The following is a 12872-nucleotide window of genomic DNA, read 5'->3' on the forward strand; positions in this document are numbered from 1 at the left end:
GCGGCGCTCACGATGGCGACCGCCTGACCTGATGCAGCTATACACACTGGGGAAGCACGTTGTTTAAACCTCATCGCTTTGTTCCAAAGACGGTTATAGCCGCGGCGTTCGCCGCGCATGGGTTGGTTGCTCACGCAACGACGCCCTTCGTGGTGCAAGACATCCGGATCGAGGGATTGCAACGCGTCGAACCTGGTACCGTGTTCGCGTACCTGCCGATCAAGCAAGGCGACACCTTTAGCGACGACAAGGCTTCCGAAGCCATTCGCGCGTTGTACGCCACCGGCTTCTTCAACGACGTCAAGATCGCGACCGAAGGCAACGTAGTCATCGTGCAGGTGCTGGAGCGTCCGGCGATCGGCACGATCGATTTCGCCGGCATCCATGAATTCGACAAGGAAAACCTGACCAAGGCGCTGCGCGCGGTCGGTTTGTCGCAGGGCCGGTACTACGACAAGGCGCTGGTCGACAAGGCTGAGCAGGAACTGAAGCGCCAGTATCTGACGCGCGGCTACTACGCCGCCGAAGTCACCACCACGATCACGCCGATCGACCGCAACCGCGTGTCGGTACTGTTCTCGGTGGCCGAAGGCCCGAGCGCGAAGATCCGCCAGATCAACTTCATCGGCAACAAGGCGTTCAGCACCGGTACGCTGCGCGACGAAATGCAGCTGTCCACGCCGAACTGGTTCTCGTGGTACACGAAGAACGACCTGTACGCGAAAGACAAGCTCACCGGCGACCTCGAGAACGTCCGCTCGTATTACCTGAATCGCGGCTATCTCGAGTTCAACATCGAATCGACCCAGGTGTCGATCACGCCGGACAAGAAGGACATGTATCTGACGGTCACGCTGCATGAAGGCGAGCCGTACACGATTTCGAACATCAAGTTGGCGGGCAATCTGCTCGACCGCGAGGCGGAGCTGTCCAAGCTCATCAAGATCAAACCAGGTGACCGCTTCTCGGCTGAAAAGCTGCAAGCCACCACCAAGGCGATCGTCGACAAGCTCGGCGAATACGGCTATGCGTTCGCTACCGTCAACGCACAGCCGCAGATCGATCAGGCCAACCACAAGGTCGACCTGACGCTGCAAGTGGATCCGAGCCGCCGCGTGTACGTGCGCCGCATCAACGTGGTCGGCAACACACGCACCCGCGACGAAGTGGTGCGTCGCGAAATGCGCCAGCTCGAAAGCTCGTGGTTCGACTCGAACCGTCTCGCGCTGTCGAAAGACCGGATCAACCGTCTCGGCTACTTCACCGACGTGGACGTGACCACCACGCCTGTGGAAGGCACGCCGGACCAGGTCGACGTGGACGTCAAGGTGGCCGAAAAGCCGACCGGCGCAATCACGCTGGGTGCAGGCTTCTCGTCGACCGACAAGGTGGTGCTGTCCGCGGGCGTGTCGCAGGACAACGTGTTCGGTTCGGGCACGAGTCTCGCGGTGAACGTGAATACCGCCAAGACGTACCGTACGCTGACGGTCACGCAAGTTGACCCGTACTTCACGGTCGACGGCATCAAGCGGATTACCGACGTCTACTACCGTACGTACCAGCCGCTGTACTACTCGACGGATTCGAGCTTCAAGATCGTCACGATCGGCGGCGACCTGAAGTTCGGCATTCCGTTCTCCGAAGTCGACACGGTCTACTTCGGCGCGGGCCTCGAGCAGAACCAGCTGGATATCGACGCGAACACGCCGCAAAGCTACATCGATTATGTGAACCAGTTCGGCCGCCGCTCAACCAACGTGCCGATCACGGTGGGCTGGTCGCGCGACGCGCGTGACAGCGCGCTGGTGCCGAGCCGCGGTTACTTCACGCAGGCGAACGCCGAATACGGCACGCCGATCGGCGGCACGCAGTACTACAAGGCCGACATCAACGCGCAGTACTATTACTCGTTTGCGCGCGGCTTCGTGCTGGGCTTCAACTTCCAGGGCGGTTACGGTAACGGCCTCGCCGGCAAGCCTTACCCGATTTTCAAGAACTACTACGCGGGCGGTATCGGATCGGTGCGTGGCTACGAGCCGAGCTCGCTGGGTCCACGCGATGCCAAGACGAACGACCCGATCGGCGGGTCGAAGCTGCTGGTGGGTAACGTCGAACTGACGTTCCCGCTGCCGGGCACGGGCTACGACCGCACGCTGCGCGTCTTCACGTTCCTCGACGGCGGTAACGTCTGGGGGACGGAGGGCAACAGCATCGGCGCGAACGGCCTGCGTTACGGCTATGGTGTCGGCCTGGCGTGGATCTCGCCGATCGGCCCGCTCAAGCTCAGCCTGGGCTTCCCGCTCACGAAGCACACCGGCGACCAGTATCAGAAATTCCAGTTCCAGATTGGGACGGCATTCTGATCCGGCGGCGGGCGACCCCGGCGACGGGCGGCTCCCGACGGTGGGCCCGGCCAAACTACAGTATCGAGAGGATGACTTTGCGAACCGGTATGTTTTCGAAACGTGTGGCGTGCGCACTGGCGCTGGCAATGACCTTGGGTGTGGGCGTGGCGCACGCGCAGGAAGCCAGGATCGCCGCGGTGAATTCGGACCGCATCCTGCGCGAATCGGCTGCCGCGAAGGCCGCGCAGGTCAAGCTCGAGGCCGAGTTCGCCAAGCGTGACAAGGACCTGGCCGACATGGCGCAGAAGCTGAAGTCGATGTCCGATTCGCTCGACAAGAACGGCGCGTCGATGTCGGCGGCTGATCGCGCACAGAAGCAGCGCGATCTGTCGCAGCTGGATACCGACTTCCAGCGCAAGCAACGCGAGTTCCGCGAAGACCTGAACCAGCGCCGCAACGAAGAGCTGGCGGCGGTGCTCGATCGCGCCAACAAGGTGATCAAGCAGATCGCCGAGGCGCAGCACTACGACCTGATCGTTCAGGAAGCGGTGTACGTGAGCCCGCGCATCGATATTACCGATCAGGTCCTCAAGGCGCTCGCGGCGTCGGGCAACTGAACGCGCCGGGCGGCCCGTAGAACCGGGCCGCGGAACTGACAAGCTGGACTGAACTGCAGGAGACAGGATAGGCATGGCATTTACGCTCGAGGACATCGTCCAGCGGTTCGGCGGTGAAGTAGTCGGAGACGGTTCGCAGCGCGTTAGCAGTCTGGCGCCGCTCGACCAGGCAGGCCCGAACCAGTTGGCGTTCCTCGCCAATCCGAAGTATTTGTCGCAGGTCGAGACGACCCGTGCGGGCGCGGTGTTGATCAACGCCGACGACCTCGTCAAGCTCGGCTCCCGCGACGCCCGTAACTTCATCGTCACGCCGAATCCGTACGCTTACTTCGCGCGCGTCGCGCAAACCTTCATCGACATGGCTGCGCCCAAGCCGGTGCCCGGCGTGCATCCGAGTGCGACGATCGATCCGTCGGCGCAGATTGCCGCGAGCGCGGTGGTCGGTCCGCATGTCACGGTGGAAGCGGGCGCGGTGATCGGCGAGAATGCGCGGCTAGACGCCAATGTGTTCATCGGCCGCGGCACGCAGATCGGCGCGAGTTCGCACCTGTATCCGAATGTCGCGGTGTACCACGGCTGCAAGCTCGGCGAGCGCGTGATCGTGCATGCGGGCGCGGTGATCGGTTCGGACGGTTTCGGCTTCGCGCCTGATTTCGTCGGCGACGGCGACGCGCGTACTGGCAGCTGGGTGAAGATTCCGCAGGTCGGCGGCGTGTCGATTGCGGAGGACGTCGAAATCGGCGCGAACACCACGATCGACCGTGGCGCAATGGCTGACACGATCATCGAAGCGTGCGTGAAGATCGACAACCTCGTGCAGATCGGCCACAACTGCAAGGTCGGTGCCTACACTGTGATCGCCGGTTGCGCGGGGATCGCCGGAAGCACGACCATTGGCCGCCATTGCATGATCGGCGGCGCGGTCGGCATCGCCGGGCACGTCACGCTGGCCGATTATGTGATCGTCACGGCGAAGTCGGGCGTCTCGAAGTCGCTGTTGAAGCCCGGCCTGTACACCAGCGCTTTTCCGGCCGTGAACCATGCGGACTGGAACAAGAGCGCCGCTTTGCTGCGTAACATCGACAAACTGCGCGACCGTATCAAGGCCCTTGAAGCGGGTGCCGCGGCCGACGGATCGGTCAAGGCAGCCGGTGGTGCCGCGGGCGACAAAGCCTGAGATATCAGGGGCAGCCTGCCGGCACCGCGTAAAATAGCGGGCAAGCATCAAGAAGCAAGTCGGTTGCCGTGACCGGGTGGCATGGCCTCCGGGTCACGGCAACCGTCGGCAGCACGCGTTACCAACCCACCTGCACCAGCATCCGCAGTCATCATCGCGCAGTCAATGCGCGAGTAGAAACACCATGAGCACCGAAAAAATCAATCTCGACATTCATAAGATTCTCACGCTGCTGCCTCATCGTTATCCGATCCTGCTGGTCGATCGGGTGCTCGAACTCGAACCGCACAAGAGCATCAAAGCGTTGAAGAACGTGTCGATCAATGAACCGTATTTCCAGGGTCACTTTCCGACCCGCCCGGTGATGCCCGGCGTGCTGATTCTCGAGGCGCTCGCGCAAACGGCGGCGCTGCTGACGTTTTCGGAAGAGCCGAGCGATCCGTCGAACACGCTGTACCTGTTCGTGGGCATCGACAATGCACGCTTCAAGCGCGTGGTCGAACCGGGCGATCAGCTGATCCTGAACTGCACGTTCGAGCGTCACATGCGCGGTATCTGGAAGTTCAAGGCGCGCGCCGAGGTGGATGGCGTTGTGGCGGCGGAAGCCGACCTGATGTGCGCGGTGCGGCACACGGACAAGGACGCTTAAGTCGTCGGGAATTCAGCGTCGGGCAGTCAGCGGCTGGTCGCAAGCCCTGCCCAGCCCATCCAGACAACGCAACAGAATCAGAAGCGAGGACGCATGAGCAGGATTCATCCTACTGCGATCGTCGAACCGGGCGCACAACTCGACGAATCCGTCGAAATCGGACCGTATGCCGTGATCGGCGCACACGTGACGATCGGCGCACGGACCACGGTCGGTTCGCACAGCGTGATCGAAGGTCACACGACGATCGGCGAAGACAACCGGATCGGCCACTACGCATCGGTCGGCGGCCGTCCGCAGGACATGAAGTACAAGGACGAGCCGACCCGGCTCGTGATCGGCAACCGCAACACGATCCGTGAATTCACCACGATCCACACCGGTACGGTGCAGGACGCGGGTGTCACCACGCTCGGCGATGACAACTGGATCATGGCCTACGTGCACATCGGTCACGACTGCCACGTCGGCAGCAACGTCATTCTGTCGAGCAACGCGCAGATGGCCGGTCACGTGACGATCGGCGACCACGCGATCGTCGGCGGCATGTCCGGCGTGCATCAGTTCGTGCGCATCGGCGCGCATTCGATGCTGGGCGGCGCGTCGGCGCTGGTGCAGGACATTCCGCCGTTCGTCATCGCGGCAGGTAACAAGGCCGAGCCGCACGGCATCAATGTCGAAGGTCTGCGCCGCCGCGGCTTTTCGCCGGATGCGATCTCGGCGCTGCGCTCGGCGTATCGGCTGCTCTACAAGAACGGCCTGTCGCTGGAAGAAGCGAAGGTGCAGTTGCGAGAACTCGCGTCCGCGGGTGGCGATGGCGATGAACCGGTGCAAACGCTGCTCGCGTTCGTCGAAGCGTCGCAGCGCGGCATCATCCGCTAACCGATGGTATTGCAACCGAGTCCGCTGCGCGTCGCCATGGTGGCCGGCGAGCCATCCGGCGATCTGCTGGCGGCGTCGCTGCTCGACGGCCTTGCCAGCCGTCTGCCCGCCGGCACCCAGTACTACGGGATCGGCGGCCCGCGCATGATCGCTACGGGGTTCGACGCGCACTGGCCGATGGAAAAGCTGACGGTGCGCGGCTACGTCGAAGCGCTGCGGCATATCCCCGAGATTCTCGGCATCCGCAACGAGCTGAAGCGCCAGTTGCTCGCTGAGCCTCCATCGGTGTTCGTCGGCGTGGATGCGCCCGATTTCAACTTCGGCCTGGAACATCCGCTGCGCGATGCGGGCATTCCGACGGTTCACTTCGTCTGCCCGTCGATCTGGGCGTGGCGCGGCGGCCGGATCAAGAAGATCGCCAAAGCGGTCGATCATATGCTGTGCGTGTTCCCGTTCGAAACGGCGCTGCTGGAGAAGGCGGGCGTCGCGGCGTCGTACGTGGGGCACCCGCTGGCTGACGAAATCCCGTTCGAGCCCGACACGCTGGGCGCGCGCCGCACGCTCGGTCTGCCGGAAAGCGGTCCGGTCATTGCGGTGCTGCCGGGCAGCCGGCGTTCGGAAATCGATCTGATCGGTCCGACGTTCTTCGCCGCGATGGAGATGATGCAGCACCAGGAGCCAGGCTTGCGTTTCGTGATGCCGGCGGCCACGCCCGCATTGCGCGAAATGCTGCGGCCGCTGGTCGATGCGCACCCGGGTCTCGCGCTGACGATTACCGACGGCCAGTCGCAACTTGCGATGACCGCGGCGGACGCGATCCTCGTCAAGAGCGGCACGGTAACGCTCGAAGCCGCGCTGCTGAAAAAGCCAATGGTGATCTCGTACAAGGTGCCCTGGCTGACCGGTCAGATCATGCGCCGGCAAGGCTATCTGCCGTACGTCGGCTTGCCGAACATTCTGGCCGGGCGTTTCGTGGTGCCGGAAATTCTCCAGCATTTCGCCACGCCCCAAGCGCTCGCCGAGGCCACGTTGAAACAGTTGCGCGACGAAGCCAACCGGCGCACGCTGACGGAAATCTTCACGGAGATGCATCACGTGCTGAAGCAGAACACCGCGCAGCGTGCGGCGGAAGTCGTGGCGAACGTCATCGAAACGCGGAAGACGCGGCCGTGACGACTGCACGCGCACCACGCCGCAAGACCGCAGGCGTCGCCGGAGCGGCGGCCCAGCAGGCCGGCCTGAACTTCGAAGCGCCGGATGACATCGTCTGCGGCGTCGACGAAGCAGGGCGCGGACCGCTGGCCGGCCCGGTGGTCGCGGCGGCGGTCATTTTTGACCCGTCGAAACCGATGATTCGCGGCCTCGACGATTCGAAAGCGCTCACCGCCAAAAAGCGCGACGAACTGTACGACAAAATTGTCGACCGGGCGCTCGCGTATTGCATCGCGTCCGCCACCGTCGAAGAAATCGATACGCTGAATATCCTGCACGCCACGATGCTGGCGATGAAGCGCGCGGTCGAAGGCTTGTCGGTCGTGCCGACGCTCGCGAAAATCGACGGCAATCGTTGCCCGGCGCTGAGCATTCGCAGCGAGGCGATCATCGGCGGCGACGCGCTGGTCAAATCCATTTCGGCGGCGTCGATCCTCGCGAAAGTCACGCGCGACCGGATGCTGCTGCAACTGCATGAGGCCTATCCCGTCTACGGCTTCGACGCGCACGCCGGCTACGGCACGCCGCAGCATCTCGCGGCGCTGCGCGAGCATGGGCCATGCGAGCATCATCGGCGCTCGTTTGCGCCGGTGCGCGAAGCGCATTTGCGATTCGGCACGGGCGTGCCGCTGTCGTCGGGCAACGTGATCGTCGTGCCGGACACGATCACCGACGCCATGCTCGACGACGACGCCTTCGGCGAACGTACTGGCGCCTGAGCGCCGTGTAGCCTCGCGCGTCGCCAACTCTTTCCTCATTCTCACTGTCTGCGCTGCCTGTGAAAGCCATCACCTCGCGGGACAATCCGCTCTATAAGCGCCTCAAGGCATTGGCCGGCTCGACGCATCAGCAGCGTCGCAGCGGTCATGCGCTGCTTGAAGGCTTCCATCTCGCGAGCACCTATCTCGACGTCGCCGGGCAGCCGGAAATGTGCATCGTCACGGAGGGCGCGCTGCGTCACGACGAGGCGCAGGACATCGTGTCACGCATCGACGAGCATCGGATCGTTACGCTGCCGGATGCTTTGTTCGGTCAGTTGTCGAACGTAGTGCACGGCGTCGGGATTGTGCTGCTGGTCGAAAAGCTCGACACGCCGTTGCCGGAACAGGTCGCGCAGACCTGCCTCGTACTCGATGGCGTGCAGGATGCCGGCAACGTTGGCTCGATTCTGCGCAGCGCGGCTGCTGCCGGTATTCAACAGGTGTTCTGCGCGCCGGGCACGGCGTACGCGTGGTCGTCGAAGGTGTTGCGCTCGGGGATGGGCGCGCATTTTCTGCTGCAGATTCACGAGGACGTCGAAGCGCAGACGCTGATCGAACGCCTCGCGGTGCCCATCGTCATTACGGATTCGCACGGCGCCGAGGCGCTTTACGATTGCGATCTGCGCGGACCGTTGGCGTGGGTGTTCGGTAACGAAGGGGCGGGCGTGTCGCAGACGTGGCGCGATGCGGTCACGTTGCGGGTGACGATTCCGCAGCCGGGCGGCATGGAATCGTTGAACGTGGCGGCCGCCGCCGCGGTCTGCGTATTCGAGCAGTGCCGCCAGCAGCGCCGCCGCGCGTGAGCGCATGACATAAAACGCGCGCGGCCACTCGCGGCCACGCGCGTTCCTTCTTCAGGCCGCGCTCAACGTGCTCAATAAACCGGCCGGTCCAGCTTGATCTCCTGCAAGATCGTCGTCGCGATCTCTTCGATCGACTTATGCGTCGACGACAGCCACTTGACGCCTTCGCGCCGCATCATCGTCTCCGCTTCATTGATCTCGTAACGGCAATTTTCCGGTGCGGCGTACTTGCTGCCCGGCCGGCGCTCGTTACGAATCTCCGACAGCCGCTGCGGATCGATCGACAAACCAAACATCTTCTGCCGATGCGCCAATAGCGGCGTGGGCAGCTTGCCGCGTTCGAAATCTTCCGGAATCAGCGGGTAATTGGCCGCTTTCACACCATACTGCATCGCCAGATACAGGCTCGTCGGCGTTTTGCCGCTGCGGGATACGCCCACCAGAATCACGTCGGCGTCGGCGAGATTACGGTTCGATTGACCGTCGTCGTGCGCGAGCGAAAAATTGATCGCCTCGATGCGGTTCTTGTATTCCTCGGTGTCCGCATTCTGGTGACCGCGGCCCATCGCATGGCTCGACTTCAGCTCCAGTTCCTGTTCGAGCGGCTCGACGAAGGTCTGGAACATGTCGAGCACGAGCGCGTTCGAACCTTTGACGATCTGGTTCGACGCGCTGTCCACCAGCGTGGTGAACACGATCGGACGGCGGCCGTCCTGCTGGATTGCTTCGTTGATCTTTTCGAGCGTGGCGTAGGCTTTGTCGATCGAGTCGACGAAGGGTACCCGAACCAGGCGGAATTTCTGGTCGAACTGGGAGAGGATCGAATGCGCGAAGGTTTCGGCAGTGATCCCGGTCCCGTCAGAGACGATGAATACGGTGGGCGGCATCAGTGGAGCTGGGGAACATGAGCGGGAAAGAGCGCTCGAAAGAAACATCGCGGCGTGGACTTCGCTGCACGGCGGTTAACCGGGGATTGCAGCGGCGTCGACGGAGCGCGCCGTGGGCACCGCAACTGCGCCCGGATGCGGCTTGGGCCTCGCTAGGAGCCCGCCGGCCGGTCCGGGGCGCGATTCGAGGCGCAATTCTCGTCCGACTGTCACATTTCGAGAGTCGGCACGGTAGAATAGCGGCAACCTGTTGGATAAGCAATTGCAGGCGATTGGCGTCTAACTTACCGCGAACGGTCGTTCAACGCCTCGCTATCAGCTGGTAACCTGCGGCGAATGGGGTGGATCGATCGGTAAATTCGTCCAACCGCTTTCTTCGTCGTGGTTCAGGCTTTTCAGGCGATTGTTTCTCCAACAGGTTGTGCAAGACGCGAGGTCACGCTTCCTATGAGCGCTCGCGTTCAAGCCCACTTGCACAGCCGTGAATTTCTTTCACACTTAGGGGCTTGTATGACTAACGCAGTTACCGTCGCAAAGGATGAGGCGTATGTAGTTCCGTTCGAGCAGTTGCGGATGACCGATGTGGAAATTGTCGGCGGCAAGAACGCGTCGCTTGGCGAGATGATCAGCCAGCTCGCCGAAGCCGGCGTGCGCGTGCCGACCGGTTTCGCCACCACGGCGCTGGCCTTCCGTGACTTCCTGCATCACAACAATCTGACTGAACGCATCGCCCAACGTCTCGAAACGCTCGACGTCGACGACGTGAAGGCGCTCGCCGAAGCGGGCAAGGAGATCCGTCAATGGATCGTCGATGCGCCGTTGCAGCCGCGTCTCGAAGCGGATATCCGCGCAGGCTTCGACACCCTGCAAAACAGCTCGCCTGAAGAGCTGTCGTTTGCCGTGCGTTCGTCGGCAACGGCAGAAGACTTGCCGGACGCATCGTTCGCGGGTCAGCAGGAAAGCTACCTCAACGTGGTCGGCATCGACGACGTGCTCGATCGCATGAAGCACGTGTTCGCGTCGCTGTATAACGACCGCGCTATCTCCTATCGCGTCCACAAGGGCTTCACCCACGCGGAAGTGGCGTTGTCTGCCGGCGTGCAGCGCATGGTGCGCTCGGACGTCGGCGCGGCCGGCGTGATGTTCACGCTGGATACCGAATCGGGCTTCAAGGACGCCGTGTTCATCACGTCGAGCTACGGCCTGGGCGAAACGGTCGTGCAGGGCGCGGTGAATCCGGATGAGTTCTACGTCTACAAGACCACGCTCGCGCAAGGCAAGTACCCGATCATTCGCCGCTCGATCGGCTCGAAGCTGATCAAGATGGAATTCACCAAGGCCGGCGAGCAGGGCCGCGTGAAGACCGTGGACGTGCCGCATGAGCAGCGCAACCGCTTCTCGATCACCGACGAAGACGTGATCGAGCTGGCGAAGTACGCCATCATCATCGAAAAGCACTACGAGCGTCCGATGGACATCGAGTGGGGCAAGGACGGCCGCGACGGCAAGATCTTCATCCTCCAGGCGCGTCCGGAAACGGTGAAGAGCCAGGCCGCGGGCAAGGCCGAGCAGCGCTTCAAGCTGAAAGGCCAATCGAACGTGCTGGCAACCGGTCGTGCCATCGGCCAGAAGATCGGCGCGGGTCCGGTGCGCGTGATTCACGATCCGTCGGAAATGGACCGTGTGCAGCCGGGCGACGTGCTGGTCGCCGACATGACCGACCCGAACTGGGAGCCGGTGATGAAGCGCGCTTCGGCAATCGTCACGAACCGTGGCGGCCGGACCTGCCACGCGGCGATCATCGCGCGTGAACTGGGCGTGCCGGCGGTGGTGGGCTGCGGCGACGCGACCGACGTGCTGAAGGAAGGCGCGCTCGTCACCGTGTCGTGCGCGGAAGGCGACGAAGGCAAGATCTACGACGGTCTGCTCGAAACCGAAATCACCGAAGTGCAGCGCGGCGAGCTGCCGCCGATTCCGGTGAAGATCATGATGAACGTGGGCAACCCGCAACTGGCCTTCGATTTCTCGCAACTACCGAACGCAGGCGTGGGTCTGGCGCGTCTCGAGTTCATCATCAACAACAACATCGGTGTGCACCCGAAGGCGATTCTCGAGTACCCGAACATCGATCAGGACCTGAAGAAGGCCGTGGAAAGCGTGGCGCGCGGCCATGCATCGCCGCGCGCGTTCTACGTCGACAAGCTGACCGAAGGCATCGCGACGATCGCGGCGGCGTTCTATCCGAAGCCCGTGATCGTGCGTCTGTCGGACTTCAAGTCGAACGAGTACAAGAAGCTGATCGGCGGCTCGCGCTACGAGCCGGACGAAGAAAACCCGATGCTGGGTTTCCGTGGCGCGTCGCGTTACATCGCCGAAGACTTCGCCGAAGCGTTCCAGATGGAATGCGTCGCGCTGAAGAAGGTGCGTGAAGAGATGGGCCTCGACAATGTCGAGATCATGGTGCCGTTCGTGCGCACGCTGAAGCAGGCGGAGCGCGTGGTCGGGCTGCTGGAGAAATTCGGCCTGAAGCGCGGCGAGAAGGGCCTGCGCCTGATCATGATGTGCGAAGTGCCGTCGAACGCGATTCTCGCCGAGGAATTCCTGCAATTCTTCGACGGATTTTCGATCGGTTCGAACGACCTGACGCAGCTCACGCTCGGCCTCGACCGTGACTCCGGCATGGAACTGCTGGCCGTCGACTTCGACGAGCGCGATCCGGCCGTCAAGTTCATGTTGAAGCGCGCAATCGACACGTGTCTGCGGCTGAACAAGTACGTCGGTATCTGCGGCCAGGGCCCGTCGGATCACCCGGACTTCGCGCAGTGGCTGACCGATGAAGGCATCAAGTCGATCTCGCTGAACCCGGACACGATCATCGAGACGTGGCAACAACTGGCGAAGTCGTCGGCGAAGTAAGCTGTCGAGCGGCCGTCGCTAAGCGGCTTGCATAACGAGCGGTGCGGTATGTCAACTTCGCGTCGAAAGCGTGCTGTACCGCTCGGTAAAATGCACCCGCTTCGTGCTATAAACACCCCGGTAGATCCGGGGTGTTTTGTTTTGTGGAGGTCGACGTGGCGCCAGGTGGATTGTTCTGGTGGATCGGGGCGGGCGTGCTTGTCGCGCTGGAGTTGATGAGTGGCACGTTCTATCTGTTGATGATCGCGTTGGGCTTTGTGGCAGCGGCTATTGCGCACATGGCGGGCGCGGCCGCCGATCTTCAATTGGCGGTCGCCGCCGCGGTGGCGCTGGCGGCCGTGGTGATCTTGCGGCGCTCGCGTTTTGGCCGCAGGCCGCGCAAGGAGGCGTCGAAGAACCCGGACGTCAATCTGGATATCGGTCAGACGCTGACCGTGCCGGTCTGGCATGAGCGCCGCGCGCGAGCCAATTATCGCGGTGCGGAATGGGACGTCGAACTGGCCGCCGGCGAGCCCGAAGACGCGCAGGTCTACGAAATTGTCGAACTGCGCGGCAGTTGCCTCGTCGTCGTAGCGCGCAAACGCGCGACGGCGGCCTGACTGTGCACACACATCAGGCGCACA

General features: G+C 62.8%; 11 protein-coding genes. 10 read left to right on the forward strand and 1 reads right to left on the reverse strand.

Annotated features, from left to right (window positions below; genetic code table 11):
• Positions 1 to 59 precede the first annotated feature (59 nt).
• The 8 genes from bamA (at position 60) to AC07WT_RS07475 (ending at position 8446) form a co-directional block, all read left to right on the forward strand.
• The gene (gene bamA / locus AC07WT_RS07440) at positions 60 to 2363 is read left to right on the forward strand and encodes an outer membrane protein assembly factor BamA (RefSeq protein ID WP_494946577.1); all 2304 of its coding nucleotides are present in this window, start codon (positions 60 to 62) and stop codon (positions 2361 to 2363) included.
• A 71-nt stretch (positions 2364 to 2434) separates the two neighbouring features.
• Entirely contained in the window at positions 2435 to 2962 is a 528-nt protein-coding gene (locus tag AC07WT_RS07445; protein WP_410831303.1) for an OmpH/Skp family outer membrane protein, read from the forward strand.
• A 73-nt stretch (positions 2963 to 3035) separates the two neighbouring features.
• Entirely contained in the window at positions 3036 to 4139 is a 1104-nt protein-coding gene (gene lpxD / locus AC07WT_RS07450) for a UDP-3-O-(3-hydroxymyristoyl)glucosamine N-acyltransferase (RefSeq protein WP_492590364.1), read from the forward strand.
• A 184-nt stretch (positions 4140 to 4323) separates the two neighbouring features.
• Positions 4324 to 4788 (forward strand): 3-hydroxyacyl-ACP dehydratase FabZ, encoded by a 465-nt coding sequence (gene fabZ / locus AC07WT_RS07455; RefSeq protein WP_006048683.1) that lies wholly within the window; start codon positions 4324 to 4326, stop codon positions 4786 to 4788.
• Positions 4789 to 4881: 93 nt separating this feature from the next.
• Positions 4882 to 5670, forward strand: a complete 789-nt coding sequence (gene lpxA / locus AC07WT_RS07460; RefSeq protein ID WP_492590363.1) for an acyl-ACP--UDP-N-acetylglucosamine O-acyltransferase — start codon at positions 4882 to 4884, stop codon at positions 5668 to 5670.
• Between the two features lie 3 nt (positions 5671 to 5673).
• Positions 5674 to 6843 (forward strand): lipid-A-disaccharide synthase, encoded by a 1170-nt coding sequence (lpxB, locus tag AC07WT_RS07465; RefSeq protein WP_494946578.1) that lies wholly within the window; start codon positions 5674 to 5676, stop codon positions 6841 to 6843.
• Positions 6840 to 7601: a ribonuclease HII gene (gene rnhB, locus AC07WT_RS07470; protein WP_494946579.1), complete on the forward strand. Its 762-nt coding sequence runs from the start codon at positions 6840 to 6842 to the stop codon at positions 7599 to 7601. Before lpxB ends, rnhB begins: the two co-directional genes overlap by 4 nt.
• Positions 7602 to 7660: 59 nt before the next feature.
• Entirely contained in the window at positions 7661 to 8446 is a 786-nt protein-coding gene (locus AC07WT_RS07475) for a TrmH family RNA methyltransferase (protein ID WP_494946580.1), read from the forward strand.
• A gap of 71 nt (positions 8447 to 8517) precedes the next feature.
• Here the strand turns inward: AC07WT_RS07475 and ppsR are convergent, their stop codons facing one another.
• Positions 8518 to 9333, reverse strand: a complete 816-nt coding sequence (gene ppsR, locus AC07WT_RS07480; protein WP_492590359.1) for a posphoenolpyruvate synthetase regulatory kinase/phosphorylase PpsR — start codon at positions 9331 to 9333, stop codon at positions 8518 to 8520.
• Between the two features lie 510 nt (positions 9334 to 9843).
• On the opposite strand from ppsR, the gene ppsA reads away from it, so the two are divergent.
• Both ppsA and AC07WT_RS07490 read left to right on the forward strand, forming a co-directional pair.
• Positions 9844 to 12249, forward strand: coding sequence for a phosphoenolpyruvate synthase (gene ppsA / locus AC07WT_RS07485; RefSeq protein WP_492590358.1), 2406 nt, complete (start codon positions 9844 to 9846; stop codon positions 12247 to 12249).
• Between the two features lie 155 nt (positions 12250 to 12404).
• Positions 12405 to 12848 carry an NfeD family protein gene (locus AC07WT_RS07490; protein ID WP_494946581.1) on the forward strand — a complete coding sequence of 148 codons (444 nt, stop codon included), beginning with the start codon at positions 12405 to 12407 and terminating at the stop codon, positions 12846 to 12848.
• The last annotated feature ends 24 nt before the right edge of the window (positions 12849 to 12872 follow it).

The organism is Paraburkholderia sp. GW821-FHT02A12 (genome assembly GCF_059422005.1).

Excerpts from the sequence above, each read along its gene's own strand:
- fabZ (WP_006048683.1), top strand. The coding sequence starts at position 4,324 with ATGAGCACCGAAAAAATCAATCTCGACATTCATAAGATTCTCACGCTG.
- ppsR (WP_492590359.1), bottom strand. The coding sequence starts at position 9,333 with ATGCCGCCCACCGTATTCATCGTCTCTGACGGGACCGGGATCACTGCC.
- AC07WT_RS07445 (WP_410831303.1), top strand. The coding sequence starts at position 2,435 with ATGACTTTGCGAACCGGTATGTTTTCGAAACGTGTGGCGTGCGCACTG.
- lpxA (WP_492590363.1), top strand. The coding sequence starts at position 4,882 with ATGAGCAGGATTCATCCTACTGCGATCGTCGAACCGGGCGCACAACTC.
- lpxB (WP_494946578.1), top strand. The coding sequence starts at position 5,674 with ATGGTATTGCAACCGAGTCCGCTGCGCGTCGCCATGGTGGCCGGCGAG.
- lpxD (WP_492590364.1), top strand. The coding sequence starts at position 3,036 with ATGGCATTTACGCTCGAGGACATCGTCCAGCGGTTCGGCGGTGAAGTA.
- ppsA (WP_492590358.1), top strand. The coding sequence starts at position 9,844 with ATGACTAACGCAGTTACCGTCGCAAAGGATGAGGCGTATGTAGTTCCG.